Consider the following 6112-nt stretch of genomic DNA (forward strand, 5'->3'; position numbering starts at 1 on the left):
CTGGGGCAAAATCATTGACAAAACGAGTTTATAACTGGTATTTTGAATATATTAATAAATCCAATAAAATTACTCGGAATAGAGTGAAATGGGGTGCCAACAAATGGTTCGTGTAGCAAATTCAATTACTGATTTAATCGGGCAAACACCGATTGTGAAGCTGAACAGAATTGTCGATGAAAATTGTGCAGAGGTTTACTTAAAGCTTGAATACTTTAACCCTGGCAGCAGCGTAAAAGACAGAATCGGTTTGGCGATGATTGAAGCAGCTGAAGAGCAAGGCCTAATCAAGCCAGGAGTCGATACCATTATTGAGCCAACCAGCGGAAATACTGGAATTGGTTTAGCGATGGTGGCAGCAGCAAAGGGCTACAAAGCCGTGTTTGTTATGCCAGAAACGATGAGCTTAGAAAGACGCAACCTGCTTCGTGCTTACGGTGCCGAGCTTGTGTTAACTCCAGGACCTGAAGGCATGAAGGGAGCAATTGCCCGGGCTGAAAGCTTAGCTGCTGAAAAGGGCTATTTCATGCCGCAGCAATTTAAAAACTTGGCAAATCCGGAAGTTCACCGCAGAACAACAGGCAAGGAAATTGTTGAACAAATGGATCAGCTTGACGCATTTGTTTCCGGAATTGGCACTGGCGGAACCATTTCAGGTGCAGGCAGTGTGATTCGCGAGAAATTTCCTAATGCAAAAATTGTTGCAGTGGAGCCAAATGATTCTCCGGTTCTATCGGGCGGCAACCCTGGCCCGCATAAGCTGCAAGGTTTGGGCGCCGGCTTTGTTCCTGATACGTTAAATACAACTATTTATGATGAGATCATTAAAATTACTACCGAGGAAGCGTTTGAAGCATCCCGCCACGCAGCTCGTGAAGAAGGAATTCTTGGCGGCATTTCTTCTGGAGCAGCCATCGCTGCAGCCTTACAGATAGCGAAGCAATTAGGGAAAGGCAAAAAGGTGTTGGCCATTATCCCTGATAACGGTGAGCGTTATTTAAGTACCCCACTTTACCAATATGATGCAGAGTAATAATGTGAAAGGGCGTCGGCCATTGCCGGCACCCTTTTTTTGTATCCAATAATGCTTTTAATGTATGATAAAGGAAGTTTAAATTTTTCTAGGGGGAAATGGGATGAATGCAGCTAATGAACCGGCAATCAAGTGCGGTCCATACACGTTAAATACGAAGAAAAAAACCATTATCATGGGAATCCTTAATGCGACTCCTGATTCCTTTTCAGATGGCGGGCGATTTAATGACATGAATCGCGCTGTTGAACATGCACAGGAAATGGTGGAAAATGGTGCGGATATAATTGATGTCGGGGGTGAATCAACCAGGCCGGGCTTTGCTGCCGTTCCTGCCGAGGAGGAGCTGGAACGGGTGATTCCGATCATACAAGCCATTGCCAAGCATGTCAAAGTACCAATCTCGATTGATACCTATAAAGCGGAAGTGGCTAGACAGGCGATTGCGGCTGGTGCTCACATTATTAATGACATTTGGGGCGCAAAGGCAGATGAGCAGATGGGAGCGGTGGCAGCTGCGGCCAACGTTCCGATTATTCTAATGCACAACCGCCGTGACCGAAACTATAATCTATTTATGAGAGACGTCCTCAATGATTTATATGAAAGCATTGCCATTGTACAAAAAGCAGGAGTGAAGGATGAAAATATCATTCTCGACCCGGGCATCGGTTTTGCCAAGGACTATCAGGAAAACCTGTTGATGATGCAAAATCTGGACAAGCTCGTCAATCTTGGTTACCCGGTTCTTTTGGCTACTTCAAGAAAAACGATGATTGGACAGGCACTAAGTCTGCCGGTCAGCGAAAGGATGGAAGGCACCGGGGCCACGATTTGTTACGGAATTCAAAAGGGATGCCAAATGGTTCGTGTTCATGATGTCAAAGAAATGAGCAGGATGGCCAAAATGATGGATGCCCTAATGGGGAAAGGTGAGCGTGATGGATAAAATATATGTGAATGGAATGCAGTTTTACGGCTACCATGGCGTTTTTCAGGAAGAAACGCGCCTTGGGCAGCGGTTTTCTGTCGATTTATCCGTTTCGCTTGATTTGAAACAGGCAGGGGAAACCGATGAACTGGAGCATTCGGTTAACTATGGGGAACTGTATCAAGTTTGCCGAGAAATTGTCGAAGGCAAGCCGTATAAGCTGGTTGAGGCCGTTGCTGAAAAAATTGCCGCAAATGTGCTGGCGGGATTTCCTTTGATTGTCGAAGTCACGGTGAAGGTAATTAAGCCGGACCCACCGATTCCCGGCCATTACAAATCAGTAGCTGTAGAAATTACAAGGGGAAGATAAAAGTGGAAAATACAGCACTTATTGCTATTGGCTCCAACATCGGAAACCGTTATGATAATATGATGAATGCCATCAAAATATTGACCGGCACGCCTAATATCCGGTTAGTAAAATGCTCCTCGATTTATGAAACCGACCCAGTCGGTTATGAGGAACAGGATTTATTTTTAAATATGGTAATTGAGGTCAACACAGCTTTAAACGCCATGGAATTGCTGGACAGATGTTTAGAGACGGAGTTGGACCTTGGCAGAAAAAGGGAAATAAGGTGGGGTCCACGGACAATTGACCTTGACATTTTGACCTTTAATCAAGAAAATATTGAAACAGAGAAGCTGATTGTTCCGCACCCACGAATGTTGGAGCGGGCATTTGTCATGATTCCACTCCATGAAATTAAGTCTGATCTTCGTATCTCGGCGATGGAAAAGCCTCTAGACGCATTAATCAACGAATTACCAGATAAAGAAGGAGTCCGAATATGGAAGCGGAGAAATGGGGAAGACGTATTCGCGCCTATCGAAAGCTAAAAGGTTATACTCAGGAAAGTTTTTCAAAGGAGCTAGGCGTCTCGGTATCGATTCTAGGAGAAATAGAGCGGGGTAATCGTATGCCTGCGGAGGACTTGCTAAAGAAAATTACCCAAAGCTTACAAATAAGCATTGATGATTTGGCACCAAAAGAATAGATTTTGAAATACTCCAGGATAGGGGGTTATACAATGCTGAAAATTGGCGAGATCGAACTGAAAAATCCTGTTGTCCTGGCGCCGATGGCCGGCGTTTGCAACTCGGCCTTTCGCCTGACGGTCAAGGAATTTGGCGCCGGATTGGTTTGTGCCGAAATGGTCAGCGATAAAGGGATCGTGTTCAAAAACGAAAAAACGATGAATATGCTATATATCGATGAACGTGAAAAGCCGCTAAGCCTGCAAATTTTTGGCGGTGAAAAAGAAACGCTTATCGAAGCTGCCCGGTTTGTAGATAAAAACACGAACGCCGACATTATCGATATCAATATGGGCTGCCCGGTTCCAAAAATCACAAAATGCGATGCAGGAGCAAAATGGCTGTTGGACCCAAACAAAATCTATGAAATGGTTTCAGCCGTGGTCGACGCGGTTGAAAAGCCAGTCACCGTAAAAATGAGGATGGGCTGGGATGAGGATCATATTTACGCAGTGAAAAACGCCCAAATGGTCGAAAAGGCCGGCGGGAAGGCGGTTGCCCTCCATGGCCGTACTCGTGTCCAAATGTACGAAGGAAAGGCGAATTGGGACATTATGCGCGAGGTTAAGCAGTCGGTAAACATTCCCGTCATCGGTAACGGTGACGTGCAAACACCTCAAGATGCAAGGCGAATGCTAGATGAAACAGGTGTCGACGGCGTGATGATCGGCCGTGCGGCACTAGGGAACCCTTGGATGATTTACCGTACTGTCCAGTATCTAGAGACGGGCAAATTAATGGGGGAACCATCCGTTCGTGAGAAAATCGATGTCTGCATCCTTCACTTGGATCGCCTGATTGCGCTTAAAAATGAAGACATTGCGGTCCGTGAAATGCGTAAGCATACGGCTTGGTACCTAAAAAGCGTCCGCGGTAACGCCAAAGTGCGCAATTCCATTAATGAATGTCAAACCCGCGACGAGCTGGTCTCCCTGCTGACGGACCTTGTCATTGAAGCGGAGGCGGAAGAGGCGAGCCAGGCAATTGTTGGCTAATATTTGACATAGACAGTGTCATTACCTATAATAATTTTGTTTACAATGCAAGCTGCCAGGGGGAAACTGGCAGTTTTTATTTTATTTTAGATGTCTGAATCTCTGAGATTGTGTAAAATAATAGAATGTAAAGACAGGTATTTTACGCAGGTTTTATAGCGTTTTACATAATATAGACAGTATTGGAGTTGATTAGTCGTGAATCATGAAGAGTTAAATGACCAATTAAGGGTCAGACGGGAAAAAATGCAAACGATGCGTGAAAATGGGCTTGATCCTTTTGGCAAGCGATTCGACAGTTCCCACAACACCCAAGAACTAGTTGAACAATATAATGAAATGGACAAAGACGAACTAGAAGCAAAGAACATTTCTGTTACGCTTGCCGGAAGAATTATGACAAAGCGCGGCAAAGGGAAGGCAGGCTTTGCCCATATCCAGGACTTAAAAGGCCAAATCCAGATCTATGTCCGCCAGGATGCAGTTGGTGAGGATCAGTATGGAGTATTTGATTCAGCGGACCTTGGCGATATTGTCGGTGTCCACGGCACTCTATTTAAAACAAAAGTAGGCGAGCTGTCTGTCAAAGTTGAAAACTTTGTATTCTTGACCAAGGCATTACGTCCGCTGCCGGACAAGTTCCACGGCTTAAAGGATGTTGAACAGCGTTATCGCCAACGCTATTTGGATTTAATCATGAGCCAAGAAAGCCGGGAGACGTTTATTAGCCGCAGCCGTATCATACAATCCATGCGCCGTTACTTGGATGACCACGGGTATTTGGAAGTGGAAACACCTATGATGCATGCCATTGCCGGCGGTGCTTCTGCTCGTCCGTTTATCACTCACCATAATGCGCTTGATATGGAATTATACATGCGGATCGCCATCGAACTGCATCTAAAGCGGTTGATTGTCGGCGGTCTTGAGAAAGTATATGAAATTGGCCGCGTGTTCCGTAATGAGGGTGTGTCAACCCGTCACAATCCTGAGTTTACAATGATTGAGCTTTATGAGGCGTATGCTGATTACCGCGATATTATGAGTTTGACAGAAAACTTGATTGCTCATATTGCCCAAGAGGTTTTAGGAACAACTACGATTCAATATGGAGATTATGAGGTAGACCTTAAGCCGGAATGGAAGAGACTCCATATGGTCGATGCGATCAAGGAATACACTGGTGTTGATTTCTGGAAGGAAATGAGCGTCGAGGAAGCACGCCAGCTTGCCAAAGACCATGGCGTTGAAATAACTGACCATATGCTTTATGGCCATATCGTCAATGAATTCTTTGAGCAAAAGGTTGAGGAAAAATTAATCCAGCCAACCTTCATTTTTGGCCATCCGGTGGAAATCTCGCCGCTTGCCAAGAAAAATGAAGAAGACCCGCGCTTCACAGATCGTTTTGAATTGTTTATTGTCGCCCGCGAGCATGCCAATGCATTCACGGAGCTAAATGATCCAATTGATCAGCGTGAGCGTTTTGAAGCGCAGCTAAAAGAGCGCGAGCAGGGCAATGATGAGGCTCATATGATGGATGAAGATTTCGTCGAAGCGCTGGAGTACGGCATGCCGCCAACAGGAGGCTTGGGAATTGGCATTGACCGTCTAGTGATGTTGCTAACCAATTCACCGTCCATCCGCGATGTATTGTTATTCCCGCTTATGCGTCATAAATAATATTTTTTTAAAAAAAGTGCCAATTGCCGGCACTTTTTTTTGTATATTTGTGATAAAAAATGAGAAAATTAAAACTTATGATTAATGAAGAAAAAACTATTGCACGAAATTATTAATGGTGGTATATTAATATTCGTTGTTGCGAGACATATTCTCTCCAACAAAAAGGAATAAAAAAAGTTGTTGACTTTCAGTCGATAACTTGTTATGATAAGAAAGTCGCTTTTACGAGCGAACATGATTGTTCTTTGAAAACTAAACAAACAAAAACGTCAACAATAAAACATTCATTTCTTTCGAAATGAAGCCAACGTAACTTTTATGAGCTAATCAACTCAACTTTATTGGAGAGTTTGATCCTGGCTCAGGACG

At 44.4% G+C, this 6112-nt stretch carries 7 protein-coding genes; all 7 read left to right on the top strand.

Annotation, left to right across the window (positions count from 1 at the left end; translation table 11 throughout):
- The first annotated feature begins 103 nt into the window (after nt 1–103).
- The 7 genes from cysK to lysS all read left to right on the top strand — a co-directional run bounded on the left by cysK (nt 104) and on the right by lysS (nt 5740).
- On the top strand, nt 104–1033 hold the full coding sequence (gene cysK, locus M3234_RS26530) for a cysteine synthase A (RefSeq protein ID WP_262307547.1): 930 nt from the start codon (nt 104–106) through the stop codon (nt 1031–1033).
- Nucleotides 1034–1136: 103 nt separating this feature from the next.
- A complete protein-coding gene (folP, locus tag M3234_RS26535) occupies nt 1137–1982 on the top strand; it encodes a dihydropteroate synthase (RefSeq protein ID WP_262307548.1) in 846 nt (281 codons plus the stop codon).
- Complete coding sequence (folB, locus tag M3234_RS26540) at nt 1975–2334, top strand: dihydroneopterin aldolase (RefSeq protein ID WP_262307557.1); 360 nt, start codon at nt 1975–1977, stop codon at nt 2332–2334. The genes folP and folB overlap by 8 nt, the downstream gene beginning before the upstream one ends.
- Before the next feature lie 2 nt (nt 2335–2336).
- A complete protein-coding gene (gene folK, locus M3234_RS26545; RefSeq protein ID WP_262307549.1) occupies nt 2337–2864 on the top strand; it encodes a 2-amino-4-hydroxy-6-hydroxymethyldihydropteridine diphosphokinase in 528 nt (175 codons plus the stop codon).
- A complete protein-coding gene (locus M3234_RS26550) occupies nt 2816–3022 on the top strand; it encodes a helix-turn-helix domain-containing protein (protein WP_262307550.1) in 207 nt (68 codons plus the stop codon). The genes folK and M3234_RS26550 overlap by 49 nt, the downstream gene beginning before the upstream one ends.
- Before the next feature lie 33 nt (nt 3023–3055).
- On the top strand, nt 3056–4057 hold the full coding sequence (gene dusB / locus M3234_RS26555; protein ID WP_262307551.1) for a tRNA dihydrouridine synthase DusB: 1002 nt from the start codon (nt 3056–3058) through the stop codon (nt 4055–4057).
- 198 nt (nt 4058–4255) lie between these two features.
- Entirely contained in the window at nt 4256–5740 is a 1485-nt protein-coding gene (lysS, locus tag M3234_RS26560) for a lysine--tRNA ligase (RefSeq protein WP_262307552.1), read from the top strand.
- Nucleotides 5741–6112 lie beyond the last annotated feature (372 nt).

The sequence above is a fragment of the Neobacillus niacini genome (genome assembly GCF_023715785.1).
Classification (GTDB): domain Bacteria; phylum Bacillota; class Bacilli; order Bacillales; family Cytobacillaceae; genus Neobacillus; species Neobacillus niacini_E.